This window comes from Pseudonocardia sp. DSM 110487 (assembly GCF_019468565.1).
Lineage (GTDB): Bacteria > Actinomycetota > Actinomycetes > Mycobacteriales > Pseudonocardiaceae > Pseudonocardia.
The window spans coordinates 6,798,314-6,823,951 of record NZ_CP080521.1; the positions used below are offsets into that span (position 1 = coordinate 6,798,314).

26 protein-coding genes are annotated in these 25,638 nt (G+C 72.6%); 10 read left to right on the plus strand and 16 right to left on the minus strand.

Going from position 1 to position 25,638, the window contains the following annotated elements:
- Positions 1-123: 123 nt before the first annotated feature.
- Positions 124-723 (minus strand): CDP-diacylglycerol--glycerol-3-phosphate 3-phosphatidyltransferase, encoded by a 600-nt coding sequence (pgsA, locus tag K1T35_RS31735; RefSeq protein ID WP_220255456.1) that lies wholly within the window; start codon positions 721-723, stop codon positions 124-126.
- Positions 720-2,186: a 30S ribosomal protein S12 methylthiotransferase RimO gene (rimO, locus tag K1T35_RS31740; RefSeq protein ID WP_370645169.1), complete on the minus strand. Its 1,467-nt coding sequence runs from the start codon at positions 2,184-2,186 to the stop codon at positions 720-722. The genes pgsA and rimO overlap by 4 nt, the downstream gene beginning before the upstream one ends.
- Positions 2,187-2,228: 42 nt before the next feature.
- Here rimO and K1T35_RS31745 point away from each other — a divergent pair, with 42 nt between their 5' ends.
- Both K1T35_RS31745 and K1T35_RS31750 read left to right on the plus strand, forming a co-directional pair.
- Positions 2,229-2,726, plus strand: a complete 498-nt coding sequence (locus K1T35_RS31745; protein WP_255620967.1) for an amino-acid N-acetyltransferase — start codon at positions 2,229-2,231, stop codon at positions 2,724-2,726.
- A gap of 13 nt (positions 2,727-2,739) precedes the next feature.
- Positions 2,740-3,570, plus strand: coding sequence for an AraC family transcriptional regulator (locus tag K1T35_RS31750; RefSeq protein ID WP_220255458.1), 831 nt, complete (start codon positions 2,740-2,742; stop codon positions 3,568-3,570).
- Here the strand turns inward: K1T35_RS31750 and K1T35_RS31755 are convergent.
- Positions 3,536-4,420 carry an SDR family NAD(P)-dependent oxidoreductase gene (locus tag K1T35_RS31755; RefSeq protein ID WP_220255459.1) on the minus strand — a complete coding sequence of 295 codons (885 nt, stop codon included), beginning with the start codon at positions 4,418-4,420 and terminating at the stop codon, positions 3,536-3,538. The two genes, K1T35_RS31750 and K1T35_RS31755, sit on opposite strands and share 35 nt — an antisense overlap.
- An 84-nt stretch (positions 4,421-4,504) precedes the next feature.
- Here K1T35_RS31755 and K1T35_RS31760 point away from each other — a divergent pair, with 84 nt between their 5' ends.
- Positions 4,505-5,086: a TetR/AcrR family transcriptional regulator gene (locus tag K1T35_RS31760; protein ID WP_220255460.1), complete on the plus strand. Its 582-nt coding sequence runs from the start codon at positions 4,505-4,507 to the stop codon at positions 5,084-5,086.
- A 6-nt stretch (positions 5,087-5,092) separates the two neighbouring features.
- Here the strand turns inward: K1T35_RS31760 and K1T35_RS31765 are convergent, their stop codons facing one another.
- On the minus strand, positions 5,093-5,587 hold the full coding sequence (locus K1T35_RS31765) for a GNAT family N-acetyltransferase (protein WP_255620971.1): 495 nt from the start codon (positions 5,585-5,587) through the stop codon (positions 5,093-5,095).
- Between the two features lie 5 nt (positions 5,588-5,592).
- Positions 5,593-8,118: a DNA translocase FtsK gene (locus K1T35_RS31770; RefSeq protein WP_220255462.1), complete on the minus strand. Its 2,526-nt coding sequence runs from the start codon at positions 8,116-8,118 to the stop codon at positions 5,593-5,595.
- 98 nt (positions 8,119-8,216) lie between these two features.
- On the opposite strand from K1T35_RS31770, the gene K1T35_RS31775 reads away from it, so the two are divergent.
- Complete coding sequence (locus tag K1T35_RS31775; protein ID WP_220255463.1) at positions 8,217-8,801, plus strand: Uma2 family endonuclease; 585 nt, start codon at positions 8,217-8,219, stop codon at positions 8,799-8,801.
- Here the strand turns inward: K1T35_RS31775 and K1T35_RS31780 are convergent.
- A complete protein-coding gene (locus K1T35_RS31780; RefSeq protein WP_220255464.1) occupies positions 8,792-9,232 on the minus strand; it encodes an Lrp/AsnC family transcriptional regulator in 441 nt (146 codons plus the stop codon). The two genes, K1T35_RS31775 and K1T35_RS31780, sit on opposite strands and share 10 nt — an antisense overlap.
- An 82-nt stretch (positions 9,233-9,314) precedes the next feature.
- On the opposite strand from K1T35_RS31780, the gene lat reads away from it, so the two are divergent.
- The 3 genes from lat to K1T35_RS31795 all read left to right on the plus strand — a co-directional run bounded on the left by lat (position 9,315) and on the right by K1T35_RS31795 (position 13,118).
- Entirely contained in the window at positions 9,315-10,610 is a 1,296-nt protein-coding gene (gene lat / locus K1T35_RS31785) for an L-lysine 6-transaminase (RefSeq protein WP_220255465.1), read from the plus strand.
- A complete protein-coding gene (locus tag K1T35_RS31790; protein ID WP_255620973.1) occupies positions 10,607-12,220 on the plus strand; it encodes an aldehyde dehydrogenase family protein in 1,614 nt (537 codons plus the stop codon). Before lat ends, K1T35_RS31790 begins: the two co-directional genes overlap by 4 nt.
- A gap of 91 nt (positions 12,221-12,311) precedes the next feature.
- Positions 12,312-13,118, plus strand: a complete 807-nt coding sequence (locus K1T35_RS31795; protein WP_220255466.1) for an SAM-dependent methyltransferase — start codon at positions 12,312-12,314, stop codon at positions 13,116-13,118.
- A 25-nt stretch (positions 13,119-13,143) separates the two neighbouring features.
- Here the strand turns inward: K1T35_RS31795 and K1T35_RS31800 are convergent, their stop codons facing one another.
- From K1T35_RS31800 to K1T35_RS31820, 5 genes are read right to left on the minus strand one after another with little or no spacing between them, the layout of a single operon-like run.
- On the minus strand, positions 13,144-13,812 hold the full coding sequence (locus K1T35_RS31800; protein ID WP_220255467.1) for a phosphonatase-like hydrolase: 669 nt from the start codon (positions 13,810-13,812) through the stop codon (positions 13,144-13,146).
- 11 nt (positions 13,813-13,823) lie between these two features.
- The gene (gene phnE / locus K1T35_RS31805) at positions 13,824-14,645 is read right to left on the minus strand and encodes a phosphonate ABC transporter, permease protein PhnE (protein ID WP_220255468.1); all 822 of its coding nucleotides are present in this window, start codon (positions 14,643-14,645) and stop codon (positions 13,824-13,826) included.
- Positions 14,642-15,403, minus strand: coding sequence for a phosphonate ABC transporter ATP-binding protein (locus K1T35_RS31810; protein ID WP_255620976.1), 762 nt, complete (start codon positions 15,401-15,403; stop codon positions 14,642-14,644). Before K1T35_RS31810 ends, phnE begins: the two co-directional genes overlap by 4 nt.
- Complete coding sequence (locus K1T35_RS31815) at positions 15,400-16,305, minus strand: phosphate/phosphite/phosphonate ABC transporter substrate-binding protein (RefSeq protein ID WP_220255469.1); 906 nt, start codon at positions 16,303-16,305, stop codon at positions 15,400-15,402. Before K1T35_RS31815 ends, K1T35_RS31810 begins: the two co-directional genes overlap by 4 nt.
- Positions 16,306-16,313: 8 nt before the next feature.
- Positions 16,314-17,447: a TIGR03364 family FAD-dependent oxidoreductase gene (locus tag K1T35_RS31820; RefSeq protein WP_220255470.1), complete on the minus strand. Its 1,134-nt coding sequence runs from the start codon at positions 17,445-17,447 to the stop codon at positions 16,314-16,316.
- A gap of 146 nt (positions 17,448-17,593) precedes the next feature.
- Between K1T35_RS31820 and K1T35_RS31825 the strand changes: the two genes are divergently transcribed.
- Complete coding sequence (locus K1T35_RS31825; RefSeq protein WP_220255471.1) at positions 17,594-18,334, plus strand: GntR family transcriptional regulator; 741 nt, start codon at positions 17,594-17,596, stop codon at positions 18,332-18,334.
- A 1-nt stretch (position 18,335) separates the two neighbouring features.
- Here K1T35_RS31825 and K1T35_RS31830 read toward each other — a convergent pair whose 3' ends face one another.
- Positions 18,336-18,995, minus strand: coding sequence for a TetR/AcrR family transcriptional regulator (locus K1T35_RS31830; protein WP_220255472.1), 660 nt, complete (start codon positions 18,993-18,995; stop codon positions 18,336-18,338).
- Between the two features lie 66 nt (positions 18,996-19,061).
- Here K1T35_RS31830 and K1T35_RS31835 point away from each other — a divergent pair, with 66 nt between their 5' ends.
- Positions 19,062-20,252 carry an FAD-dependent monooxygenase gene (locus K1T35_RS31835; protein ID WP_220255473.1) on the plus strand — a complete coding sequence of 397 codons (1,191 nt, stop codon included), beginning with the start codon at positions 19,062-19,064 and terminating at the stop codon, positions 20,250-20,252.
- A gap of 70 nt (positions 20,253-20,322) precedes the next feature.
- On the opposite strand, the gene K1T35_RS31840 is transcribed toward K1T35_RS31835, so the two are convergent.
- From K1T35_RS31840 to K1T35_RS31855, 4 genes are all read right to left on the minus strand, one after another.
- Positions 20,323-20,769 (minus strand): hypothetical protein, encoded by a 447-nt coding sequence (locus tag K1T35_RS31840; RefSeq protein ID WP_220255474.1) that lies wholly within the window; start codon positions 20,767-20,769, stop codon positions 20,323-20,325.
- Between the two features lie 61 nt (positions 20,770-20,830).
- The gene (locus K1T35_RS31845) at positions 20,831-22,198 is read right to left on the minus strand and encodes an FAD-binding oxidoreductase (RefSeq protein ID WP_220255475.1); all 1,368 of its coding nucleotides are present in this window, start codon (positions 22,196-22,198) and stop codon (positions 20,831-20,833) included.
- Complete coding sequence (locus K1T35_RS31850) at positions 22,183-23,574, minus strand: aspartate aminotransferase family protein (protein ID WP_220255476.1); 1,392 nt, start codon at positions 23,572-23,574, stop codon at positions 22,183-22,185. The genes K1T35_RS31845 and K1T35_RS31850 overlap by 16 nt, the downstream gene beginning before the upstream one ends.
- A complete protein-coding gene (locus tag K1T35_RS31855) occupies positions 23,571-24,044 on the minus strand; it encodes an Lrp/AsnC family transcriptional regulator (RefSeq protein ID WP_220255477.1) in 474 nt (157 codons plus the stop codon). Before K1T35_RS31855 ends, K1T35_RS31850 begins: the two co-directional genes overlap by 4 nt.
- Before the next feature lie 150 nt (positions 24,045-24,194).
- Here K1T35_RS31855 and K1T35_RS31860 point away from each other — a divergent pair, with 150 nt between their 5' ends.
- On the plus strand, positions 24,195-25,637 hold the full coding sequence (locus tag K1T35_RS31860) for a gamma-aminobutyraldehyde dehydrogenase (protein ID WP_220255478.1): 1,443 nt from the start codon (positions 24,195-24,197) through the stop codon (positions 25,635-25,637).
- Position 25,638: the final 1 nt, after the last annotated feature.

Consider the following 25,638-nt stretch of genomic DNA (forward strand, 5'->3'; position numbering starts at 1 on the left):
CGACCCTCCTCGTCGTCCGCCGGGAGCGGCCGCCCGATCCCGGTGAGATCACCGTACCGACTTCCGGCCCGCCGCGTCGCCGTGCTCGCGGGCGCGGCGCGTCCGCCCACGGCGAACACGCGCTCAACCAGCGGCCGTCGCCGCGGCCCGCAGCCGCAACGCCCGCAGCACGTAGTCCACCCCGGTACCGACGGTGAGCGCGATCGCGAGACCGAGAACGGCCCATCGCAGGACCGCGACGACGCTCGCGGCGCCGAGCAGCTCGGGCAGCGGGAGCAGGAACAGCCCGATCGCGATGGCCTGGCACAGCGTCTTGGCCTTGCCACCGCGGCTGGCCGGGATGATGCCGTGGCGCAGCACCCAGAACCGCAACGCCGTGATGCCCAGTTCCCGGCCCATGATCACGATCGTGACCCACCACGGCACCTGCGCCAGCACGGACAAGCCGATGAGCGCGGAGCCGGTGAGCGCCTTGTCGGCGATCGGGTCGGCGATGGTGCCGAACGCGGTGACGAGGCCGCGGCTGCGCGCGAGCTCGCCGTCGAACCGGTCGGTGATCGCGGCGAGCACGAAGACGCCGGTGGCGGCCAGTCGCCAGCCGACGTCGATGCCGTCCTCGGTGAAGAGGACGACGAGGAAGACCGGTACCAGCAGCAGCCGGACACCCGTCAGGACGTTCGCGATGTTCAGCAGCGGCGGGGGACTCGCCGGTGCAGAACTCACCCCGACCCCCTCGCCCCCGCGGCAGCGAGCTCGCTGCGCGCAAGACGCTCACGCGGGGACACGAGCAGGTCGGTGCCCTCCGTGCCGACGACGACGGCGCGCACCAGCTCACCCACCTCGAGGCCGGATCCGCGCTCGAGCACGCACTCGCCGTCGACCTCGGGGGCCTGGTGGTCAGCGCGGCCCGTGCACTCGAAGTCCTCGTCCTCCTCGGCCTCGACGAGCACCGTGACCTCGGTGCCGACGCGGTCCTCGGCGCGCTGGGCCATCAGCTCCTCGACGAGCGATGTGATGTACCCGACACGGCGCGCGATCTCCTCCGGCGGCAGCTTGCCGTCGTAGCCGGCGGCCTCGGTGCCGTCCTCGTCGGAGTATCCGAACACGCCCACGGCGTCGAGCCGCGCTCCGACGAGGAACGCCTCCAGCTCGGCGAGATCCTCCTCGGTCTCCCCCGGGAAGCCGACGATGACGTTGCTGCGGATCCCGGCCTCCGGCGCGAGCGCGCGTACCCGCTCGCAGAGACCGAGGAAGTCCTCCCGCCCACCGAACCGCCGCATCCGGCGCAATACCGAGGGGCTCGCGTGCTGGAACGACAGGTCGAAGTACGGGGCGACGCCCGGCGTGGTGGCGATGACCTCGAGTAGGTCAGGGCGCAGCTCTGCCGGCTGCAGGTACGACACCCGCACCCGGTCGATCCCTGGCACGTGGGTGAGCCGCGGCAACAGCCGCGCGAGCGCGGTCGTTCCGCCGGGCAGGTCCTTGCCGTAGGACGTGGAGTTCTCGCTGACGAGCACCAGCTCGCGCACGCCGTGCATGCCCAGCCACGCCGCCTCGGCCACGACGTCGTCCGGCGCGCGCGAGACGAACGCCCCGCGGAACGACGGGATGGCGCAGAACGCACAGCGGCGGTCGCAGCCGGAGGCGAGCTTGAGCGGGGCGACGGGGGCGTCCGACAGCCGGGTGCGCGCGAGGTTCGGCACCCAGGCGTGGCCGGGGACGGCGACGTCGCCCGCCGCGGCTGGGCGTTCGACCGGGGAGATCGGCAGCAGCGTGCGCCTATCGACCGGGACGTGCGGGGCGGGTGCGTGGCCGCCGAGCACGTCACCGAGCCGCTCGGCCAGCTCCGGGTAGGCGTCGAACCCGAGCACGGCGTCGGCCTCGGGCAGGCTCTCGGCCAGTTCGGCGCCGTAGCGCTCCGCGAGGCAGCCGACGGCCACGACCTTCGCCCCACGAGGGGCGGCCGCGTCGGACGCCGCGAGCAGGGTGTCGATCGAGTCCTTCTTGGCCTGCTCGACGAACCCGCAGGTGTTCACGACGATGACGTCGGCGGTGCCGGAGTCGGCGTCCACCAGCTCCCACCCGCTGCCGGTGAGCCGGCCTGCGAGCTCCTCCGAGTCGACCTCGTTGCGAGCACAGCCGAGGGTGAGCAGGGCGGCACGCCGCGGAGCGTCGGGTTGGGGCACGGACACCAGGGTATCTGCCGCGGTTCTCTAGTCTGACGGCTCGTGGCGACACCACTCGTGCGGCGGGCACGCACCGCCGACGTCCGGACCATCAAACAGCTCGTGGACTCCTACGCCGGACGAGTGCTGCTCGCCAAGGAGATGATCACTCTCTACGAGGCCGTCCCTGAGTTCCTGGTGGCGGAGCTCGACGGCGAGGTGGTCGGCTGCGGCGCGCTGCACGTGCTGTGGGAGGACCTCGGCGAGATCCGCACGGTCGCCGTGCACCCGCGCGTGCTCGGGCACGGCGTGGGGCACGCCATCGTCGGCAAGTTGATCGAAGGCGCGCGCGAGCTTGGCCTGCAGCGCCTGTTCGTGCTGACGTTCGAGAAGCACTTCTTCTCGCGCCACGGGTTCGAGGAGATAGACGGCACGCCCGTCGAGCCGGACGTGTTCGCCGCGATGCTGCGCTCCTACGACGCCGGTGTGGCGGAGTTCCTCGACCTCGCCCACGTCAAGCCGAACACCCTCGGCAACGTCCGGATGCTGCTCCACTTGTAGGTAATCTCGGGGGATGACCGCCTCCGTCGTCGAGGGCGCGTTCCGCACCTGCGGGCGCGCGCCGGCGGCGTGGCTGCGCCCGTACGTCAGCGCGTACACCGGCTACCGGCAGGAACCGACCCCGCCCTCGGTCCACCAGGGCGTGGCGTCGGCCCATCTCACCTTCCTGTTCTGCCTCGACGGCCGCGTCGAGATGCTCAGCAACGCCGATCCGAGCAAGCCACCGGGCAGCTTCGCCGCCGCCGTCGGCGGCCTGCACGACGGCCCGGCCCGGATCGCACAGGGCGCTCCGCAGACGGGCCTGCAGCTGCGGCTCACATGGCGCGGCGCCCGTGCGCTGCTCGGTGTGCCGGCAGGGACCCTGGCCGGTGACACCGTCGATCTCCGCGACCTGCTCTCCGGCCGCGCCACCGCGCTGCTGGACCGGCTCGCATCCGCCGACGGCTGGACGGAACGGTTCGACCTGCTCGACGCCGAGCTTTCCCGAATCCTGCGGCGCGGGCGCGGCGAGAGCGGCGTGCTGCCGGAGGTCGGCTACGCGTGGGACCGGCTGGCCGAGACCGGCGGCAACCTCCGCATCGAGGAGCTGGCGCGCGAGGTCGGGTGGAGCAGGCGGTATCTCGCCGACAAGTTCCGCGCCGAGACCGGGCTCGCCCCGAAGGCCGCCGCCCGCGTGATCCGCTTCGAGGGCGCGTGCGACCGGCTGCTGGCGCCGCGCCGTCCCGCTCTCGCGGACGTGGCAGCCGAAGCGGGCTACGTCGACCAGGCCCACCTCGCCCGCGACTTCCGCGACCTGGCCGGCCTCCCCGCTACCGCATGGCTCGCGGAGCGGACCGGCCGCTGAGCCGCTCGCACAGCGCCCAGACCACGTCACGGTTGCGCTCGTCGCGCGCACACGCCGGCCACGGGGCGGGCCGCCCACGGGTGTCGAAGTACGTGCCGCTCACGCCGGTCAAGCTGGGATCGGAGGCCAGCCGGACGCTCGATCGCGAGGCCTTCGCCACCGCATCGCCGCCGTAGACGATCGGCAGCACGAGCTTGAGCAGGGGAACGAGCGGCCGGGCCGCCAGTGGAAACGTCCGGGCCGACAGACCCCGGTTCATGTCGGTGTACGCATGTCCCGGATAGGCGACGTTGATCGTCACGTCGCCTGCGGGGCACCGCGTCGCGAACTCGTAGCTCATCGCCATCAACGCGCGCTTGGTCTGGTTGATGAACCACGGATAGCGCCGCTCCCCCTGGAGGTTGTCGAGGTCGAGCCGGCCTCGGGGGATCGCGCCGGTGAGATTGACGGCCCGGCCGGGCGCCGCGGCGCGCAACACCGGCAGCAGCAGGTGGGTGAGCAGGAACGGCGCGAGGACGTTGGCGGCGAACATCGCCTCCACCCCGTCCTCGGTGAGCTCCCGGCGCTCCCGGACGATCGCCGCGTTGTTGACCAGCACGTCCAGCCGGCCGTACCGCTCACCCACCTCGGCCGCGAGCCGGTGCAGGTCGGCCTGGCGCGAGACGTCGGCGGTGAGCGCGTCGACGGCGCCGTTGCCGGTGTCCAGCCGCATCTCCTCCGCCGCGGCCGCGGCGCGCTGCGGGTCGCGGCCCACGAGGACGACGTGTGCGCCGAGGCGCGCGAGCCCGCGCGCCGTCTCCTTGCCGATCCCGCCGGTGCTCCCGGTGATCAGCGCGATGCGGTCCTGCATGTCTCCTCCTCGGTTCGAGCAGGGGTCAGCTTACGTCACTTGGTGACGAGTTAGGCAGCAGCTGTCGAGAAGTAGACTTGGGTGATGGCCGACACGCTGCGGGAACGCACCCGGAGGGCCGTCCGGGCCGAGATCGCGGAGGCGGCCGTCGCGCTCTTCGCCGAGCGCGGGTTCGACGAGACCACCGTCGAGGACATCGCCAGAGCGGTCGGGATGACCAAGCGCAGCTTCTTCCGCTACTTCCCGACGAAGGAGGACGCCGTGTTCGCCGGGACCGAGGTCCTGGTGGAGCAGGTGGTCGCAGACCTCGAGGCGCGACCGGCGGGCGAGGACCCGTGGGCGTGCCTGCACCAGGTGCTGCGTCGCTGGCAGGAACGGATCCACTCCTCCGCCGCGGAGCTGGCAGGCGAGCGGCTCATCGCGTCGACGCCCGCCCTGCGCGCGCGGCTGCACCAGAAGCGCGAGCTCTGGCGGCAGGCGGCCCGCGGCGTGCTCGTGTCACGCGGCAGGCTCGACGACTTCTCCGCCGACCTCCTCACGAACGCGGCGACCGCCGTGCTCGACAGCGTCGAGCGCGAGTGGGTGCGCACCGACGGACGTGCCGACCGAGCGGAGCTGCTGGATCGCGGGTTCGCCGTGCTGCGTCCCGCGCTCGCTGGCGGTTGACGCCCCTCAGTCGGGCTCGAGCTCCAACCGGAAGCACACGCGATCCTGCCCGGGGCCGTCGTAGTCGCTGTGCACGGAGACGCCGTCGACCTCCTGGTCGCCGGGCTCCACGGCGAAGCCCATCGCACGGTGGAACGCGATGGATCCCGTGTTCGACGGCGAGGTGGTCGCCCGGACCGTCCGCCTGCCGACCTTCGCCGCCTGCGCGAAGAACGCGGTGTAGAGGCTGCGCGCCGCGCCGGTCCCGCGCAGCTGGGGGTCGACGCCGACGAAGTGGATGTACGCCTCGTCCGCGGCGTCGGCGGAGTGGAAGCCCACGAGGAAGGCCCTGACCCCGGTGTCGTCCTCGACCACGAGGCTGGTCGTAGCGAAGTGCTGCAGGAACAGCCTCGGCAGGAGCAGCGAGAGTTCCCGCGCCTGCTCAGGGGTGCGCGAATCGGCCCACCAGCTCTGCACGCGCTCCACAATCGCCCGGTGGTCCTCGGCGCGTGCCTGCCGCATGCCGCTCACTCGTCGTCGTCGCCGTCCGGCGCGGGCCCACCGCCGCGGATGAGCCAGAGCACGTTCTCCAGCTCGTCCGGCTTGATCAGCACCTCGCGCGCCTTGGACCCCTCCGACGGCCCGACGATCCCCCGCGACTCGAGCAGGTCCATCAGCCGCCCGGCCTTCGCGAAGCCGACGCGCAGCTTGCGCTGCAGCATCGACGTCGACCCGAACTGCGAGGTGACGATCAGCTCGGCGGCCTGGATCAGCACGTCGAGATCGTCACCGATGTCCGGGTCGATCTCCTTGGCCTCGCCGGCCTTCTGCGTGGTGACACCCTCGTTGTAGGTGGGCTCGGCCTGCTCCTTGGCGAACGCGACCACCGAGGAGATCTCCTCGTCGCCGACGAACGCGCCCTGCATGCGCACCGGCTTGCCCGCGCCCATCGGCAGGTAGAGCCCGTCGCCCATGCCGATGAGCTTCTCGGCGCCGGGCTGGTCGAGGATGACCCGCGAGTCGGTGAGCGACGAGGTGGCGAACGCCAGCCGGGACGGCACGTTGGTCTTGATCAGGCCGGTCACCACGTCGACGGACGGCCGCTGCGTGGCGAGCACCAGGTGGATCCCGGCGGCGCGGGCCTTCTGCGTGATCCGCACGACCGCGTCCTCGACGTCGCGCGGGGCGGTCATCATCAGGTCGGCCAGCTCGTCGACGATGCAGAGGATGTACGGGTAGGGCCGGTACTCCCGCTCGCTGCCGAGCGGCGCGGTGATCTCGCCCGAGCGGACCTTCTTGTTGAAGTCGTCGACGTGGCGGACCTTGTTGGCCTGCATGTCCTGGTAGCGCTGCTCCATCTCCTCCACGAGCCAGGCCAGCGCGGACGCGGCCTTCTTCGGCTGGGTGATGATGGGCGTGATCAGGTGCGGGATGCCCTCGTACGGCGTGAGCTCGACCATCTTGGGGTCGATGAGGATCATCCGGACCTCGTCCGGCGTGGCCCGTGACAGCAGCGACACCAGCATCGAGTTCACGAAGCTCGACTTGCCGGAGCCGGTGGAGCCCGCGACCAGCAGGTGGGGCATCTTCGCGAGGTTCGCGACCAGGAAGTGGCCTTCGATGTCCTTGCCCAGCCCGATGCCGAGCGGGTGCTGCTCGGAGCGCGCGGCCGACGAGCGCAGCACGTCGCCGAGGCGCACCATCTCGCGGTCGGTGTTGGGCACCTCGATGCCCACCGCGGACTTGCCGGGGATCGGCGCGAGCAGCCGCACGTTGTCGGTGGCCACCGCGTAGGAGATGTTGCGCTGCAGCTGGGTGATCTTCTCGACCTTGACGGCCGGGCCCAGCTCGATCTCGTACCGCGTGACGGTCGGGCCGCGGGTGAACCCGGTGACCTGCGCGTCGACGTTGAACTGCTCCAGCACCCCGCTGATCGACTCGATCATCGCGTCGTTGGCGCGGCTCCGGGTCTTCGGCGCCGGCCCGCTGGGCAGCAGGTCGCTGGGCGGCAGCTTGTAGGGGACGGCGTCCGCTGCCGACGGCTGCACGGTGAGCCGCAACTGCTCCCCCACCGCGCCCTCGGGCTCGGGCTCTGCGGGCGGCGTGGCCGGCACGACGACGGGCTTGCGCTTCGGGGGAGGCGGGGCTTCCTCGGCCGGCGGGTCGAGCGCGTCGGGGGTCTCGGCACCATCCTCCCGGTAGGCGTCGGCAACGCGGGAGGCCTGCCGGCGGCGCGACGGGCGCCGGAGCGCCACCGACGGCGGGTCGGCGACGACCTCGCCCGGGTCCTCCGCGGCCGGTGCGGGCTCGTCGACGGCCTGCCCGGTGAGGCGCCGGAACCGGTTCGGCACCTCGCGCACCGGGGTGCCGGTCAGCACCAGGAACGCGTAGCCCGACAGCAGCACGAGGACCGGAACCGCCACCCACGACGTCAGCCCGGTGGCCAGCGGGGTGGCGGCGACGTAACCGATCGCGCCTCCGCCGCGCGACCAGACCGCCGGGTCGTCCGGGCGGCCGGACGCGATGTGCACCAGCCCGAGGACGCCGAGAGCGAGCAGCAGCGAGCCGACGGCCACCCGCGGCCGCGACTCCGGGTGCGGCTTGGTGGCCATCAGCAGCATCCCGATGCCCACGACGAGCACGGGAAGCACCACAGAGCCGCGCCCGACGACCGCGGCCACCGCACCGGAGAGCCAGTTGCCCACCGGGCCACCCGCGCCCCACCAGATGCCGGCCGCAGCCACCACGCCGAGCACGAGCAGCGCCACACCCAGCCCGTCGCGGCGGTGAGCGGGGTCGAGCTCGCGCGTGCGCCCCACGGCGCGGCCCACCGACCGCCCGAGCCGGGCGATCCCCCGGCCGACGCCATCGATGCCGCGGTCGATCAGGTCGGGCTGCTTGCGCGCCGGCGCTCGTCGCGTGGAACCGGACCGGCCGCCCGAGGTCTTGCGGGACGCGGGCGTGCGACGCCCACGCGAAGACCCGGCCGCCGATCGAGCTGACGACGCTGCCGCGGTGCTCCTGCCGCCGCCGGCGGTCGTCCGTCCTGCCATGCGCCCCACGGTATCGGGGAGTGACCCCCGGTCCGGTGACCGACACTCTCCGAGCCCGGTGCCCGGGATCTCTCGGTGTCGCGTGCCACACTGCCGCCGTGACCGCCCGACCCCGGCTCCTGACGGTCGCCGAGTTCGCCGCACTGCCTGAGAACGGCGACGTCACCTGCGAGTTGCAGGAAGGCGCGCTCGTGATCTCACCGAGCCCGTTTCCGGAGCATCAACGCAGCATGCGGAGGCTGCTGAGGATCATCGAGGACCAGCTTCCCGACACCCTCGAGGTGCTCCCGGAGGTCGACATCGACCTCCAGCTCGTCGAGCCTTCGCGGCCCGGGTTCGTCCGCTGCCCCGATCTCGTGGTCGTCCCCACGGCTGCGATCGACCGCCGTGAGCGGGAAGGCGGCCTGCTGCCCGCCGACGAGGTCGTGCTCGCGGTCGAGATCGTGTCGGTCGGATCGGAGCGAACCGACCGCACGATCAAGCACGGGGAGTACGCCGACGCCGGGATCCCGCACTACTGGATCGTCGACATCGACTCCCGCTCCACGCTGACGGCCTGTCACCGAGCGGGCGAGTTCGGTTACGTCGACGCTCCGGCCGTCACCGGCGTGTTCACGGCCGAGGAGCCGTTCCCGGTCCGGCTGGAGCTCGATCAGCTCGTCCGGCCGCCGGGTCAGCGGTAGCGCGTCAGCACCACCCAGGTCGTCGTCCGCACGGTCTCGCGCCACCCCTGGATGCCGTCCAGCACGGCGTCCAGCTCGCCCGCGCTCGGGGCGGTGACCAGCACCATCAGGTCGTACTCGCCGGTCACCGACTCGATCTCGGTCACCCCGGGCATCGCGGAGAGCCTGCGGACGTAGCCGGCCACGTCCGCGGTGCGCACGACGACGCCCACGCGGGCGCGGTGCGCGGCCGACGTGCCGGGCAACTCCACGTCGGCCCGGTAACCGCGGATCACCCCGGCCCGCTCGAGGCGCTGCACCCTGGCCAGCACGGCGGTGCGCGACAGCCCCACGGCGCGGCCGAGCTCGGCCATCGACGCGCGGCCGTCGGCCGCGAGGTGGGCGAGCACCCGGCGGTCGAGGTCGTCGAGCTGACGATCCGTCGGTGGCACGGCGCACATCGTGGCACTTCGTCACCGATACCGACGGTCGACGCGCTGCGCACCGACGATCAACGAACCGACACTGGCGAACATGACCGTCACCCCGGACCGCGTCCACGAGACGCTGCGCCGCCACCTGCTCGTCGACGGCTTCGACCTCGTGCTCGACACCAGGGCCAGTCATGGGTCGTGGCTGGTCGACGCCCGCGACGGGTCCCGCTACCTGGACCTGTTCAGCTTCTTCGCCTCGGCGCCGCTGGGCATGAACCACCCTGCGCTGACGGGCGACGCGGAGTTCCTCGCCGAGCTGACCGAGGTGGCGGTCAACAAGCCGTCGAACTCCGACATCTACACCACGCACATGGCCGCGTTCGTCGAGACGTTCGAGCGGGTGCTCGGCGACCCGGCGCTGCCGTACCTGTTCCTCGTCGAGGGCGGGGCCCTCGCGGTCGAGAACGCGCTCAAGACCGCCTTCGACTGGAAACGGCAGCACAACGCACTGCACGGCCGGCCGGCGCACCTGGGCACGAAGGTGCTGCACCTGCGCAAGGCGTTCCACGGCCGCAGCGGCTACACGCTCTCGCTCACCAACACCGACCCGCGCAAGACCGCGCTCTTCCCCACGTTCGACTGGCCGCGCATCGACGTGCCGGCGATCCGGTTCCCCCTCGATGTCGCCGAGGTCGAGGCCGTCGAGGACCGTGCACTCGCACAGGCCCGCGAGGCGTTCGCCGCCCACCCGCACGACATCGCCTGCTTCATCGCCGAGCCGATCCAGGGTGAGGGCGGTGACAACCACATGCGCGCCGAGTTCCTGCAGGCCATGCAGGCGCTGTGCCACGAGCACGACGCCCTGTTCGTGCTCGACGAGGTGCAGACCGGCGGCGGCATGACCGGCACCGCGTGGGCGTACCAGCAGCTGGGGCTGCAGCCGGACGTCGTCGCGTTCGGCAAGAAGCTGCAGGTCTGCGGGATCATGGCGGGCGGTCGCGTGGACGAGGTGCCCGACAATGTGTTCCGGGTGTCCTCGCGGATCAACTCGACCTGGGGCGGCGGGCTCACCGACATGGTGCGTTCGCGCCGGTACCTGGAGGTCATGGAGACCGAGGGCCTCATCGAGCGGGCCGCGGTGCTCGGCAAGCGGCTGCTCGACGGGCTCGCGACGATCCCGGAGGTCGACAACGTGCGCGGCCGCGGGCTGTTCGTGGCCGTCGACCTGCCGACGGCCGCGGCGCGCGACGCCGTACTGCGCAGGCTGCACCGCGACGAGAAGGTGCTGATCCTCGGCGGCGGGGAGCGCTCCATCCGGTTCCGGCCGGCCCTGACGATCGGCGAGGACGAGCTCGACGCGGCCGTCGCCGCGCTCACCAGGGCGGTGCGGGCATGACCTTTGCCGAGGTGCGCGAAGAGGGCCAGGATTCCGCAATGGGCACGACGATGGGTACGACGCGCGAGGTCGGCGCGTACGTCGGTGGGAAGTGGCGCGCCGAGGGCCTCGGCGGCCGCGTCACCTCGATCGACCCGGCAAGGGGCACGCCGGTCGTCACCGCGCTGCTGGCCGACGCGGGTGGATTCATCGAGGCCTGCCATGTTGCCAGGGATGCGCAGCGGGCATGGGCCGCCGTTCCGGCGCCGGTGCGGGGCCGGGTGATCGAGCAGATCGGCAGGCTCGTCGAGGCCAACAAGGAGCCGCTCGCCGCACTCGTCACGCGCGAGATCGGCAAGCCGATCGCGGAGTCCCGCGGCGAGGTACAGGAGGTCATCGACACCTGCTCCTTCTTCGCGGGCGAGGGCAGGCGGCTCTACGGCCAGACCGTGCCCAGCGAGATGCCGGACAAGCAGCTGTTCACGTTCCGGGTGCCGGTCGGGGTGGCCGCGATCGTCACGGCCGGGAACTTCCCGGTGGCCGTGCCGTCCTGGTACGTGGTGCCTGCGCTGCTGTGCGGCAACGCGGTCGTCTGGAAGCCGGCCGAGTACACGCCCGCGATCGCCGAGGCGTTCACCGAGCTGTTCGTGCGCGGCGGGCTGCCCGCGGGCGTGCTGAACACCGTGCTCGCCGACGGCACCACCACCTTCGACGGCCTGTCCGCCGCGCTCGACGCCGGGCTCGTCGACAAGATCGGATTCACCGGCTCGTCGGCCGTCGGCGTGCGGATCGGGGAGCTCGCCGGGCGACACCTGCAGAACCCGTGCCTGGAGCTGGGCGGCAAGAACCCACTGGTCGTGATGCCCGACGCCGATCTCGACCTCGCCGTCGAGGGCGCCCTGTTCTCCGGGTTCGGCACGGCGGGGCAGCGCTGCACGTCGCTGGGCACCGCGATCGTCCACGCATCGGTGCACGACGAGTTCGTGCGCCGCTTCGACGCTGCCGTCCGGTCCGCCGAGATCGGCGACCCGACCCGCACCGACGTGCTGTACGGACCGATGCTCTCCGCGCGGTTCCTCGCGGGATTCGAGCGGCACCTCGACCTGGTCCGGCCGCACCACACCCTGCACGGCTCCACCGGCACCGGCCGGATCACACCCGACAACCCGCGCGGCGACTTCACCGGCGAGCCCGGGATCTACGCCCACCCGACGATCGTCGACGGCGTGGTCGCCGACGACGCCCTGTACCGCACCGAGACCTTCGGCCCGATCGTCGGCGTCGCGACGTTCGAGACGTTCGACGACGCCGTCGCGCTCGCGAACGGCCACGGCTACGGCCTCTCCGCGGCGATCTACACCTCCACCCCGGTACACGCGTTCCGGTTCCGGGAGCGGGTGAGCGCCGGCATGGTGAGCGTCAACAACTCGACATCGGGGGCCGAAGCCCACCTCCCCTTCGGCGGCAACGGGCGCTCCGGCAACGGGAGCCGGCAGTCCGGGATCTGGGTCCTCGATCAGTTCACCCGGTGGCAGTCGATGAACTGGGACTACGCGGGCAAGCTCCAGAAGGCGCAGATGGACACCGCCGTGCTCCCGGCCGACGCCGAGTTCCGCCTACCGGAGGCCTGACCGCACGCGCTGCGATCCACTGACCGCAGGCAGTCCGCCGATCGCCCGCGACGCATCGACCTGAGCTCGCTGCACACGACAAGATGAATCGGTGACGAACGATCCTGCCCTGCCATCGGCCGTGATCAACACCACCGTGCCGCACTCGGCGCGGGTCTGGAACTACTGGCTGGGCGGCAAGGACAACTACGCCGTGGACCGGGAAGCCGGCGACGCCTTCGCCAAGGCGTACCCGGGCATCTTCACCCTGGCCCAGCAGTCGCGGCAGTTCCTGATCCGCGCGGTCCAGCACCTGGTCACCGAGGCCGGAATCCGCCAATTCCTCGATATCGGCACCGGGCTACCGACGATGGACAACACTCACCAGGTGGCTCAGCGAGCCGCACCGGAGTGCCGCGTCGTCTACGTCGATAACGATCCCCTGGTGTTGGCGCACGCCCGCGCACTGCTGGTGAACACCACACCGGATGGGGTAACGGCCTACATTGACGCTGACCTCCACGAGCCCGATCAGATCATTGCCGACGCCAAGAACATCCTGAACTTCACCCAACCCATCGGAATCATGTTCATGGGCGTCCTCGGCCATGTCGCCGACTACGACGAATCCCGCTCGATCGTCAACCGGGTCCTGGCGGCCGTCCCGTCCGGTAGCTACCTCACGCTGTGGGACGACACCGCCGCCAACGAGGCGGTCGTCGCGGCCAATGAGGGCTACGCGGAGACGGGCGCGATTCCGTACATCCCACGCACGGTGGAACAGGTTGCCGGCTACTTCGAGAACCTGGAGCTGGTGGAGCCGGGCGTGGTCCCGGTGTCGCTGTGGCGACCGAACGCCGCCGAGGTCGGGACTCCCAAGCCCGTCACCGGGCACGGCGCAGTGGCGCGCAAGCCGTGATCCACGGTGGCTGCCGCCGGCACGGCTATCGGTGTGCGGCCGCATCCAGCAGGGCCGGCACCTCCGCCACCCCGCTCAGCACCCGCGTGGGGCCCGCTGCGCGCAGCTCCGGGGCCTCCTGAGCCCCGGTCAGCACTGCGACGACCAGCCCGGCGCCCGCGGCAAGGCCTGCCCGGACGTCGAGCACCGTGTCCCCGGCCACCAGGACGTGCGCCGGGTCGGTGACGCCGAGCCGCGCCATGGCCTCCCGGATCATGTCCGGGGCGGGCCTGCCGGAGGCGACCTCGTCGGCGCAGACGACGGCGTCCAGCGTGCCGGGTACGTCCCAGCCGACCGCGGCGAGCAGCGGTTCCGTCACCTGTCGGTCGAACCCGGTGGTCAGCGCCACCCGCATGCCGGTGGCCCGCAGCGCGGCGAGCGCCTCGGGCACCCCGGGCAGCGGCTTCGGCGGGTCGGCGGTGTACGCGGCGACGAGCTCGCTGACGAACGCGGTGTGCGCGGCGGCGGCCCGTGGATCGTCACGCGCGACACCCAGCAGCGCGGCGAGCGCCTCCCGCTTGTCCGCGCCCATCCACGGGCGCACGTCCGGGTGCTCGGCGCCGTGCGCCCCGGCGACGGCGCCGAGCACCCGGTACACCGCTCCCCCCTCGTCGACCGTGGTGCCCGCGATGTCCAGGACGGCGAGCTCGATCATCTGCGTTCCTCTCACTGGGCGAGCCTGCGCCGCACGGCGGCGGACAGCTGGTCGACCGCGACGATCAGCACCAGCACCACGAGGATGTGGGTGAGCATCTGGTCGAAGCGGAATAGCTTGATCGACTGGTTGATCAGGAACCCGATCCCGCCCGCCCCGACCAGGCCGAGCACGAGCGACGAGCGGACGTTCACGTCGAAGCGGTAGAGCAGAAGGCCGACCAGCTGCGGCGTGACGGTCGGCAACAGCGCGTGCGCGGCCACCTGCACCCGGCCGGCGCCCGCCGAGCGCAGCGCCTGTGCGGGGCCGGGGTCGGCGTCCTCGATCGCCTCGGCCCACAGCTTGCCCATCACGCCCGTGTTGTGGCAGACGAGCGCGAGCACGCCCGGGAACGGGCCCAGCCCGACCGCGGTGACGAACACCAACGCGAACACGACGTCCGGCACGGCGCGCAGGAACGACAGCAGCGACCGTGCCGCCTGGTAGACCCACGGGCCGGGTGCGGTGCCACGGGCCGCGGCCAGCGCGAGCACCAGCCCGGCCGGCACCGACAGCGTGGTGCCGAGCAGGCCGATCCACAAGGTCGTGGCGGCCCCGGCGAGGCTCTGGCCGAGCACCCCTGCCGACAGGTCCGGCGGCACGGCCTCGGCGACGAACGAGAGCATGCCGCGCCAGCCGTCGACCAACGCGCCGAGCGACACCTCGGTGGCCCGCCACGCAACGACGTGCGCCGCGACCAACAGCAACGCGACGCTGCCTCCCACCACCAGCGCGCCCCGGCGGACGGGACGGGGCGGCACCGGAATCCGGCGAACCGGGGCGGTCGTGGTCATGCCGGAACCTCCGCGGCGTAGAGGGCGTCCACGGCCTCGCCGAGCCCGGCCGGATCGCCGTCGAGCACGACGCGACCGTCGCGCAGCCCCACGACCCGGTCGGCGTGGCGGCGGGCCAGCTGCGGCTGGTGCAGCACCGCGAGCACGGCGAGGCCCTCGGCGTGCGCGAGCTCGGAGAGCAGCGCGAGCACCTGCTCGGCGGCGACCGGGTCGAGCGCCGACACCGGCTCGTCGGCCAGCACCACGCGTGCCCGCTGGCAGAGGGCGCGGGCCACGGCGACCCGCTGCTGCTGCCCGCCGGAGAGCCGGCCTGCCCGGTCATGGGCCCGATCGGCGAGCCCGACGCGGTCCAGGCAGGCCATCGCCTCTTCCCGCAGCTCCCGCGGGAACAGCGCCGGCACGAGCGAGGCGCGCAGCGGGAGCCTGCCCAGCCCGCCCGAGCAGACGTTGTCGAGCACGCTGCGCCTGCCGACGAGGTGGACGTGCTGGAACACCATCGCGACGTCCGCGCGCTCGGAGCGGCCGCCTGCGACGGTGACGCTGCCACCGCTCACCGGCACGAGCCCGGCTGCCGCGCGCAGCAGCGTGGACTTGCCCGACCCGTTCGCCCCGAGGACGGCGAGCAGCTCGCCCGCGTGCACGGCGACGTCGACGCGGTGCAGCGCCACCCGGTCGCCGAAGCGCACCTCGCAGCCGCGCAGCTCGAGCGCGGCCCGGCCGGCGACGACGCGCTCCCGGTCCGGCGCCTGCGCGGTCACACGTCCTCCTCGGTGAGCCCGAGCGTCGAGGCGAGGTCGAACAGCGGCTGGTAGGTGGCCCGGTCGACGGGCACCAGCGGCCCGGGCGGGCTGACGTCGAGCAGCGCCCCGACCTGGGCCACCTGCTCGGGCGTGAGCCCAAGCAGCGCGTCCCGCACCGCCGCCTTGACGGCCGGGTCGAGGTCGCCGCGCACCGTGATCGGGTCGTTCGGGATCGGCTCCGACGTCCAGATCTGCCGGAAGCCTGCCGCGTCGAACGTGCCGGCGTCGGTGGCGCTGCGCAGCTGCTGGCTGTTGATCTCGGCCGCGTCGACCGTGCCGTTGACGAGCGCGAGCAGCGCCTCGGGGTGCCCACCGGCGTAGTCGATGCGGACGTCGGACTCGGCGATCCCGGCATCGGCGAGCGCCTTGCGGGGCAGCGCGTCTCCCGAGGTAGAGCCCGCGCTCGACAGCGCGAGCGAGCGCCCGCGCAGCCCCGCGATGTCGGTGATCGGTGAGCTCGCCGGCACCCAGATGCCCGCGGTGTACGTGCTGAGCGCGCCGGAGGCGTCGGCGAACGACGCCACGGGCTCGGCGTGCGCACGCTCGCTCGCGAACACGTACCCGAGCGGGCCGAACTGGGCGACGTCGAGCCGCCCGTTCTGCATCGCGAGGACCTCGGCCGAGTAGTCCTCGACGACCTGCAGGTCGACCGGGCAGGCCAGGCGCTGCGACAGGGCATCGGCCAGCACCTGGTAGGCGGGGGTGAGCCGGGCGGGGTCCTCGTAGGGCTCCACCCCGAACCGGATGCGCCCGTCGGGGCAGGTGGGGGATGCGGCGTCCGATGTGCTGCCTCCGCATCCGGCGAGCAGCAGGGTCAGGGCGGCGAGACCGCAGGTGGCGGCACGGGCGAGGCGGGACACGGGCGCTCCTACAGGGAGTCGAGGATGTTCGGGGCGAGGCCGAAGGCCGTGGTCATGCCGATGCCGGAGGTCACCGCGACGGCCATGACGCCGGGCGCGACCTTCGCGCGCAGGAAATCGCGCTCGGGCGCGCTCGCGTAGACACCGCGCCAGCGGTGCACCACGCGCAGGTCGGTGACGCGCAGCAGGGCGCAGGTCTCGGCGAGCAGCAGCTCGTCGAGCGGTTCGGACGAGAACGGGTCGGGCGTGCGGGCGTAGGCGTGGGTGTCACCGACGACGAGGTCGCCGTCGGGCCGCTGGGTGATCATGTGGTGGATGCCGGCCTCGAGCAGCTCCGGACGGTCGGCGGCCCAACGGGCGCGCAGTGCTGCCGCGCCGTCCGTGCTGGAGAAGGCGGGGTAGCGCAGCAGTGAGCTGCCGGTGAAGACGGCGGGCTCGATCGGGCCTCCCTCCGGCACGCGGACCTGCAGCATCTGCAGCGCGCAGCGCACCATGCCTGCGTCCTCGGCAGCCGCGGGCACCAGCCGGTCGAGGTCGTGCCCCGCGCAGACGACGACGCGCGCACCCCTGAGATCGCCACGGGGCGTGTGCACGACGCCCTCCTCGACGCCGGTGACCGGGGTCGACCAGAGCACCCGCCCGCCCGGCTGCCGGTCGATCCACTCGGCGAGTGCGGGGATCGCCGCCCTGGGGTCGACGCGGATGTCGCGGGGCAGGAACGCTCCCCCGAGCACCGGACCAGGATGTACCGGCACCCGCTCGGTGATCTCGGCCGGGCTCATCAGGACCACCTCGGCACGCCCGCGGCGCTGTGCCACCTCGTCGAGAGCGGCGAGCTCCTCCTCGGCACGCGCGACGACGACCGTGCCGGTCTCGGCGGCCCAGAAGCCGGCGAGCCGGGCCATCCGGAGCCAGGTGCCACGGGCCTGCTGGGCGAATCCGAGTGCCTCGCCCTCCTGAGCGGTGACGCAGCCGTGGCCGAAGTTGCGAACAGAGGCGCCGACGGCCCGCTCGTCGCGGTCGACGACGGTCACCGTCAGCCCGCGCTCCAGCGCGGTGACGGCGTGCGCGAGCCCGACGATCCCGGCCCCGACGACGAGCAGGTCGACGCGGGCGGGCCGCAGGCCGGGTAGGTCGGTCACGGCGTCGACGGTGGCAGCCGAGGCGACCGCCGGTCAAGACTTGTATTGATAAGTTCGGAGAGGCGATTTCGCTTCTACCAGCGGCTTTATCCTGGGTTCATACAGTGTTCACGGCGGGCTCGCCTGTTCTTGTACAGTCAGGTTCCGTGAGCACGCCCCTACACGTGACCGTCGCGGTGGAGCTCCGCCGCCGCATCTCCACCGGCCTGCTCCCCGTCGGATCCCTGCTCCCGTCGGAGGCGCAGCTGTGCCGGGAGTTCGGCGCATCACGCGGCCCGGTCCGCCAGGCGCTCGCCGCTCTCCGGGACGACGGGCTGATCGGCGGCGGCCAGGGCCGCCGGGCGACGGTGCTCGACAGCGTGCCCGCCCAGTCGTTCGAGACGTTCCTGTCGTTCTCGCGCTGGGCCGAGCAGATCGGCCGGTGCCCCGGCCAGCGCACCCAGGAGATCGCCGTACGCCGCGCCGAGCCGGCCGTCGCCGCGGCGCTGGACCTGGCCCCGGGCACCCCGGTCGTGCAGCTGCTGCGGCTGCGCCTGCTGGACGGCGCGCCCGCGATGCTGGAGCGCACGACGTTCGTCGAGTCGGTGGGCCGGGCCCTGCTCGACACCGACCTCGACGCCGGCTCCATCTACGCCTACCTCTTGGAACGGGGAGCGGACCTCGACACGGCCCGGCACACCCTCGACGCGGTCGCCGCCGACGCCACCGACGCCACGCTCCTCGAGGTCCAGCCCGGTGCGCCACTGCTGCGGGAACGGCGGCTGACCACCAGCCGCACCGGCGAGCCCCTCGAATGGTCGGACGACCGCTACCGCTCCGACGTCGTGACCGTGACGATCACGAACACCCGCCGGTCCCGCCCGGCGATGACCCGCACCGGCACCTGACTCACCTGTCAGCAGAACGCCGGGCCGGGATCATCGCGAGGATCCCTCCGACGATGAACGCGACGAGGCGCTCGAGGTCGGCCGCGCCGGAGCGGTCCTGCCCGGGGTCGAGGCGCTGCGGCCAGTCCACGGTGGCGAACGTCCCGGACTGGTGGAGACCCAGCAGCCCCACCATGCTGGTGTAGGCGAAGCGGACGTCCGCGTCGCCGAGCTCGGGAAGAGCGCGCGCCAGCGCGGTGAGGTAGCGGCCCTCCACGGGGTCGACCTGGTCGGCGAAGAGCTGCCGGACCTTCGGATCCGGTTCACCCAAGACGCGTCCCAGGAAGCGGGCGACATCGGCCCGGTCCGCGAGACCCGCGCCCGGCTCCACGAACGCGCGGACCAGGTCCGCAGCCGACGGCGGCCGGGGCCGCGCCTCGAGCTCGTCCAGTCGGCGGCGGCGCTCGTCGTTGACGGGTCGCATCGCGCGGTCGATGACCGCGCGCAGCAGGCCGTCCTTGGAACCGAAGTGGTAGTTGACGGCGGCGATGTTGGTCCGCGCCGACTCGGTCAGCGCCCGCAAGGACGTCGCCTCGATCCCCCGCTCACCGAACAGGCGTACGGCAGCGTCGATGAGCCGCTCCCTTGTCGACCCGGCCGGCTCGTCGCCTCCTGCACTCACGCCGCAGATCGTATAACGTTCGTTTCAAGCGTTCGTTTGAAGCATTCGTTTGAGACAGGAGCGGCAGTGGGCGCGAGGAGAGCGATCATCATCGGCGCTGGGATCGGCGGGCTGGCCGCCGCTCACGCCCTGCGCCGCATCGGCTGGCACGTCACCGTCTACGAGCAGGCGCCCGTCATCGCCCCCGTCGGCGCGGGCGTGGCCATCGCCCCCAACGCGGTCAAGGCCCTCGACCACCTCGGTCTCGGGACGGCCCTGCGCGACCGCGGCAGGCGCCAGACCGGGCTGGAGATCCGGCTCCGGGGAGGTGCCCGCGTCGCGAACATCCCGGCCGAGGGCATCGAGCGGCGCTACGGCGCCCCGTTCTACGCGCTCCACAGGGCCGAGCTGCACCGGCTCCTCATGGAGGGGCTCGGCCCGGACACCTTCCGCACCGGACACCGCGCCGAGGGTGTCGACGGGACCACGGTCTCGCTGGGCACGCCGGACGGCGCCCGGTCGGACACCGCGGACCTGGTCGTGGCCGCCGACGGGGTGAACAGCCGGCTCCGCGCCGCGCTCCTGCCCGGCTACCCCGGCCCGACCTACGCCGGATACACGGTCTGGCGGGGCATCGTCCCGCCGGACCGCACGCAACGCCTCGGCCTGCAGGCCGTGCTGTCGGAGACATGGGGCCGCGGCGCTCGCTTCGGCTCGGCCACCATCGACGAACGCCGGATCTACTGGTTCGCCGCGGAGAGCCTCGCGGAGCGCTCCTCCCCCACCCACGACCTCGACCAGCTCGCCGCCCGCTTCCAGGGCTGGCACGATCCCGTCCCCGCACTCCTCGCGGTCACCCCGCCCGACGCGCTGCTGCGGCACGACGTGTACTACCTGCGCGCCAGGCTGCCCGGGTTCGTCCACGGCCGGGTGGTGCTGCTCGGGGACGCCGCGCACGCCGTGACGCCGGACATCGGCCAGGGCGCCTGCCTGGCGATCGAGGATGCCGTCACTCTCGCCGCCGCCGTCGACGAGAAGGGGATCGATGGCGGGTTGCTGGTCTACGACGCGGTCAGGCGCCCCCGGACCGAGCGGATGGCCCGCACCTCGGGCCGGCTCGGGCGGATCCTGCAGACCCGCAGCCCGACCGGGGCCCTGCTGCGCGACGCCATCGCCGCGGCGCTGCCGACCCCGCTGCTCACGAAGGCGGTGGGCAGCGCACTTGCCTGGACACCGCCCTTCGGCACCCACGACGTGCACGCCAGAAGTGGCGCGTGATCGCCACGACGCTCCGGCGCCACGGGACGCGCAGGCGCCGCCGATACGGTGATCGAGCCGAGCCGCCAGATCACGACGGCTTGTCGTCCTCCTCGCCCGCCCGGCGGATGTCGTCCGCGACGAGTTCCTTGAACGGGTGCAGCCGCTCGTAGAGCTCCTCCGGTGGCACCGCCTCCTGCGGCTCCCTGGTTCCGACGATCCAGGGTGCGGCCTCGACCGCGGTGTCCCATGCCGACTCGTCGGCCGGCTGCACGTCACGACCGCCCTCGAGCCGTTCCGAGGCGGCGGGCTCGGCGGCGGGACCGATGGCATCGAGGTACACGTTGCGGAAGCCCCGGCGGTCCTCTTCGTGGAACTCGATCCGGGCCCGCTTCCCCCGGAACCGCATCGCGTCCTGCCCGATCCGGCTCCGGAACGTCGTGTACTCGTTGTCCTCGTCGTCGCGCAGGACGAAGCGCGTCGATCCCGACCGGGCCGACAGCTCCTCGACCTCGCGCACGCGCACCTCGCGCTCCACGCGGCCGGGATACCCACGCACCACTCCGACGAACGGGCCGTTCGTCGGTCGAGCATGGCCCTCAGCCGCCCAGCGCCCGTGCCACCGACGCCGCCAGAACGCTCGGGCGGCCCGTGAGCCGTTCCTCCTCGTCCGCGAGCGTCATGAGGCGTAGGCCCGCGTTGACCAGCAACCAGCGCAGCGGCTCCGGCTCCCATCGCCGTGAGCGGTGCCCGACCCACGGCAGGCCGGTGAGCGGGCTGTCGTGGCCGAGGATCAGGGCGGCGAGGGTGCGCCCGGCGAGGTTCGAGGTGGCGACGCCGTCGCCGACGTACCCGCCTGCCCAGCCGAGACCGTCCGGGCCGAGCCCGACGCCCGCGTGCCAGTCCCGCGGGATGCCGAGCGGCCCGCCCCACGCGTGGGTGAAGTCCTCGCGTCGTAGCGCCGGGAACAGCTCGGTGACGGCGGCGCGCAGCCCGGCGAACACCCGCTCGTCGCGGTCGAAGGACGGGTGGATCCGGGACCGGAAGTGGTACGGCGCTCCGCGCCCGCCGAAGACGAGCCGGTCGTCGGCGGTGCGCTGGCCGTAGACGACGAGGTGGCGGTGGTCGCTGAACGTCTGCCCGCCCGCGAGACCCGCCTCGTCCCAGAACGACGCCGGGAGCGGACGGGTCGCGACGATCAGCGAGTACACCGGCACCACAGAGCGCGGGGTGAGCGCCGCGCTCCACGCCTCGGTGGCCCGCACGACGGTGTGGGCACGCACCACTCCGCGATCGGTCACGACCCCGCGGGGCCGGACGGCGAGCGCGGTGGTGCCCTCCGCGATCCGCCCGCCGCGTCGCTCGACAGCCCGCGCGAGGCCCCGCGCCAGCCGGGCTGGCTGGATCCGGGCGCAGTCGGGCATGAAGATCCCTCCGAGCACGTTCGTGGCCCCGACCAGCGCGGATGCAGCTGCCGGCCCGAGCAGCTCGACCCGGTCCGGCCCGTCGGACACCTCGCCCCGAGCCCGAGCGAGCTGCGCGCGGGTGCGGGCGATGACCACGGTGCCGCCCTTCACCCAGTCGCAGGCGATGCCCTCCTCGGCCACCGCCTCGCCGACCTCGTCCACCGACGCGCGCATCGCCGCCCGCATCGCGTCCGCCGCCGGGGCCCCGTGGCGCCGCTCCAGCGCGGCCGGGCCGGCCGGGAAGAGCGCCGAGCACCAGCCGCCGTTGCGCCCGCTCGCCCCGAACCCGGCGATCTCCCGCTCGACGAGCAGCACCCGCAGCCCGGGGTCGCCGTTCAGGAGCGCGTACGCGGTCCAGAGCCCGGTGTAGCCCGCGCCCACGATGCAGACGTCGGCCTCCGCGTCGCCGTCGAGCGGTGGGCGCGGCGCGAGGTCGTCCCCGTCGGCGACGACCTGCTCGAACCAGAGACCTACAGCGGCGCTGTTCAGATCCGGGCCCACGCCTCCGTCAGCACCCCCCGCAGGATCTGCTCGATCTCGTCGAACTCGGCCGGGCCCGCGACGAGCGGCGGCGCGAGCTGGACGACGGGGTCGCCACGGTCGTCGGCGCGGCAGTACAGGCCTGCGTCGAACAGCGCCTTGGACAGGAAGCCGCGCAGCAACCGCTCGCTCTCCTCGGCGTCGAACGTCTCCTTGGTGGCCTTGTCCTTGACCAGCTCGATGCCGAAGAAGAAGCCCTCGCCGCGGACGTCGCCGACGATCGGCAGATCCAGGAGCTTCTCCAGGGTGGCCCGGAACACCGGCGACTGCTCGCGGACGTGCTCGTTCAACCCCTCGGCCTCGAAGATGTCGAGGTTGGCCATCGCCACGGCCGCCGATACCGGGTGGCCGCCGAACGTGTAGCCGTGCAGGAACGACGCCGCTCCGGAGCGGAACGGCTCGAACAGCCGGTCGCTCGCGATCATCGCGCCGATCGGCGAGTAACCCGACGTCATGCCCTTGGCGCAGGTGATGATGTCCGGGACGTAGCCGAAGCTGTCGCAAGCGAACACGTTGCCGATGCGGCCGAACGCGCAGATCACCTCGTCGGACACGAGCAGCACGTCGTGGCGGTCGCAGATCTGGCGCAGCCGCTCGAAGTAGCCGGGTGGCGGCGGGAAGCAGCCGCCCGCGTTCTGCACCGGCTCCACGAACACGGCGGCAACGCTGTCCGGGCCCTCGGCCAGGATCGCCTGCTCCACCTGGTCGGCGGCCCAGCGGCCGAACGCCTTGAGGTCGCCTGCCACGTGCTCCGGCGCGCGGTAGGCGTTGGTGTTGGGCACCTTGAACGCGCCGGGCACGAGCGGCTCGTAGGGGATGCGCAGGTCCGGAACGCCGGTGATCGCCAACGCACCCTGCGGGGTGCCGTGATAGGCGATCGACCGGCTGATCACCTTGTGCTTGGCGGGCTTGCCGGTGAGCTTGAAGTACTGCTTGGCGAGCTTCCACGCGCTCTCGACGGCCTCGCCGCCGCCCGTGGTGAAGAAGACCCGGTTCAGGTCGCCGGGCGCATGGTGCGCAAGGCGCTCGGCGAGGTCGATCGCCGCCGGGTGGGCGTAGGACCAGATCGGGAAGTACGCGAGGTCGGCGGCCTGGCGCGCGGCGGTCTCGGCCAGCTCGCGGCGCCCGTGTCCGGCCTGCACGACGAAGAGCCCGGCGAGGCCGTCGAGGTACTCGCGCCCGTCGGCGTCCCATACGCGGCAGCCCTCGCCGCGCACCATGATCGGCACCCGCCCGCCGTCCTCGTAGGTGGAGTGCCGGGTGAAGTGCATCCAGAGGTGGTCGCGGGCGGCGTCGGCGCGGTCGGTGCCCCGGGGAGTGCGGGTCTCGGTCGTCATCTCGTACCCCAGTTGTAGTGCTGCTTGCGCAGCTTCATGTAGACGAACGTCTCGGTGCTGCGGACGCCGGGCAGCGCCCGGATCCGCCGCCCGACGAGATCCAGCAGGTGGTCGTCGTCCTCGCAGACGGCCTCGACCAGCAGATCGAAGCTGCCCGCTGTGATGACGACGTAGGTCACCTCGGGGAACTCGGCCAGCGCGTCGGCCAGGTCGACGACGTCGCCTTCGGAGCGGATGCCGACCATGGCCTCGCGCCGGAAGCCCAGCTGGAGCGGGTCGGTGACGGCGACGATCTGGATGACGCCCGCCTCCTGCAGCCGCGCAACGCGCTGCCGCACGGCGGCCTCGGAGAGCCCGACGGCGCGGGCGATCGTGGCGTAGGGCCGCCTGCCGTCCTCCTGCAGCTGCTCGACGATCGCCTTGCCGACGGCGTCGAGGAGCGCATGAGCCGGCTCAGGGGCGAGGGACACGCAGCAAGAGTAGGCGTTCACAACTGGATCCGTCGACTGAACCGGGTTCGCAACACGGAATTCATCGCAAGCAGCGCCTTCGGGTCTCGAAATCCGCAGGAAGGGCAGCTAGAGTGCCCCAGGTCACCCGGCCGAGCGAGGAGTGCCTCGATGGACAAGCTGCAGTTGCGGAACTTCGTCGACGGGCAGTCACGTGACGCCGCCGACGGCCGCACGAGCGACCTCGTCGACCCGGTGACCGGAGAGGTGTACGCGACTGCCCCGTTGTCCGGGGAGTCGGACGTGGATGCGGCGTACGGGGCGGCGACGCGGGCGTTCGATACCTGGCGCGACACCACTCCCGCGGAGCGGCAGCGCCTCCTCCTCAAGCTCGCCGACGCGATCGAGGGGCGCGCCGGCGAGTTCGTGACGACCGAGAGCCGCAACACTGGCAAGCCACTCGGTCTCACGGCGGAGGAGGAGCTGCCGCCATGTGTGGACCAGATCCGCTTCTTCGCGGGCGCTGCCCGCGTGCTCGAGGGACGCGCCGCCGCGGAGTACATGGCAGGGCACACGTCGTTCGTCCGGCGCGAGCCGATCGGCGTGGTGGGCCAGGTGACGCCCTGGAACTACCCGCTGATGATGGCGGTCTGGAAGATCGCCCCCGCGCTGGCGGCGGGCAATACGGTGGTGCTCAAGCCGTCGGACACCACGCCCGCCTCCACGCTCCTGCTCGCGGAGGTGGCCGCGGAGTTCCTGCCACCGGGCGTGTTCAACGTGGTCTGCGGTGACCGCGACACCGGCCGTGCGCTCGTGTCCCACCCCGTCCCGCAGCTGGTGGCGATCACAGGCTCGGTGCGGGCCGGGATGGAGGTGGCCGAGGCCGCGAGTCACGACGTCAAGCGGGTGCACCTGGAGCTGGGCGGCAAGGCACCGGTGATCGTGTACGACGACGCCGACATCGCCGCGGCCGCGGAGACCATCGCGGGCGCCGGCTACTTCAACGCGGGCCAGGACTGCACCGCGGCCACCCGCGTGCTGGCCGCCGCGTCCGTGCACGACGACCTGGTGGCCGCGCTGACGGAGCAGGCGCGGGCCACGCGCACCGGCCTGCCCGACGACGAGGACGTGCTCTTCGGCCCGCTGAACAACCGCACCCAGCTCGACCGCGTCACCGGGCTGCTCGGCAGACTGCCCGACCACGCCGCCATGACCACGGGCGGCACCCGCCCCGGTGGCGACCTTTCCGGCGGCTTCTTCCTGGAGCCCGCCGTCGTCGCCGGCCTGCGGCAGGACGACGAGGTGATCCAGAACGAGATCTTCGGTCCGGTGATCACCGTGCAGCGGTTCACCGACGAGGAGGAGGCGATCCGGCTCGCCAACGGCGTGCGCTACGGCCTCGCCTCCAGCGTGTGGACGCGCGACTTCGGCCGCGCCATGCGCACCAGCCGCCGGCTCGACTTCGGCTGCGTCTGGATCAACACCCACATCCCGCTGGTCGCGGAGATGCCGCACGGCGGCTTCAAGCAGTCGGGCTACGGCAAGGACCTGTCGGTCTACGGATTCGAGGACTACACGCGCGTCAAGCACGTCATGGCGAACATCGAGTCCTGAG